The sequence below is a fragment of the Vibrio floridensis genome, assembly GCF_021852965.1.
In the GTDB taxonomy this organism is placed as follows: domain Bacteria; phylum Pseudomonadota; class Gammaproteobacteria; order Enterobacterales; family Vibrionaceae; genus Vibrio; species Vibrio floridensis.
The window spans coordinates 1-1,349 of record NZ_JAKGCY010000057.1 but is presented as its reverse complement, the minus strand read 5'-3'; the positions used below and the strand labels follow the sequence as shown (position 1 = coordinate 1,349).

General features: G+C 43.1%; 1 protein-coding gene and 1 pseudogene. Both read right to left on the bottom strand.

Annotated features, from left to right (window positions below; all coding sequences use genetic code 11):
• Nucleotides 1-300 precede the first annotated feature (300 nt).
• A pseudogene (locus tag LZU85_RS20975) lies at nt 301-426 on the bottom strand (DUF645 family protein).
• A 318-nt stretch (nt 427-744) separates the two neighbouring features.
• A complete protein-coding gene (locus LZU85_RS20820) occupies nt 745-1,257 on the bottom strand; it encodes a GNAT family N-acetyltransferase (RefSeq protein ID WP_237288447.1) in 513 nt (170 codons plus the stop codon).
• Nucleotides 1,258-1,349: the final 92 nt, after the last annotated feature.

Here is a 1,349-nt window from a genome sequence, read left to right as displayed (position 1 = left end):
AAACACCCGCCCAAACACCAAAAGCTATTTGTACTTTTTCATCCATATCTACAATCCATCTTGTGAACATAACGCCCGCCTAAGGGGCTGGCAACGCATACCACAAAACTTAAACACAACAACCGTAACCACCGCGACTCATTGGGACTGGAAACGCCACGCGTTGACAGTCCCTCTTGAGGCGTTTGTTAGCTTCGTAGCCTATTGTTTCAAAATGACTTTTAACCATTTTTCTTGAAAGGTATTTTACGCAAAAGCATCACATAAACATACGTCCAACGCCAAAAGCTGTAAAGTTGACTACCAAAACTAAAAACGATCTAGGCTAAGTTGGCCACGGTTAAGAGTCCGCGACAAAGAAAGCAAGATCACAGCGATGATGCAGCCTTTTGTGAAACCAAACTTGCCGAGTGGAACATCCAACAACCTTGAAGCATCGAGGATTGTGGGTTTTCAGCGGCTTTGAACCTGCTGAACTTTCAGCAATTTCAACCAAATCGGCATCAGAGAAACTTGAAAGCCAAGTTGTGAAATCTGAACTCTAAAAGCTGATTTTTCAGAACAATTGAGTTTGGATTTTGATGATTTCAGCCTTTAAGGAGCTAACGCCGCGTTAAGGGGTGCCGGCACGCAATACAAAAGCTACCGCATTGCGCCATAAACACTGAACTCAACGCATACTAAAAATGCCACGCGTGCCAAATCCCTCTTGAACGCTTTGTTATGTGAATTCTTTCAGAGTGTTCAATACACACAACCATTAAATTCAATGACTTGATCGCTTAAAGCATGACTGCCATTGTAAGACTTAACCATACCTCCACGGTAGACAAACTGATTCCAATTGTTCTGCTGCACGTCGAAGTAATGGATAGGCAAAACTAACTCCGAATACCCTGAGCTTCGATAAACATCTGGCTCATAAGCGAAGAGAAAAGAATGAGTTACCCCAAAAGACACTAAGCATCGATCGAGTTCTTTCACGATGACTTTAGCTAAGCCCAAACCACGCTTACTTGGTGTAATGGCAATACCACCAATTATGCCCCCTTTGAAGCTTATTGAGCCTTGCATCATTAAACGACTATAAGCAAAACCAGTAGCGATAATCTGATTATCGTCTTCAATGAGAATTGCACAGACGAACTCACGATTGAAAATGAACATGGAATCTTGGCCAAAAACGGAGTTTAGATGAGCATGAAGTTCAGCTTCATAAGCCCCAATCTGACCACTTTTGACAACTGATATTTTCAAGGTTGACTCCATTCACATAACGCCGCGTTAAGGGGTGCAGGCACGCAATACAAAAGCTACCGCACAGTGCCGTAACCACCGAACGAAACGCA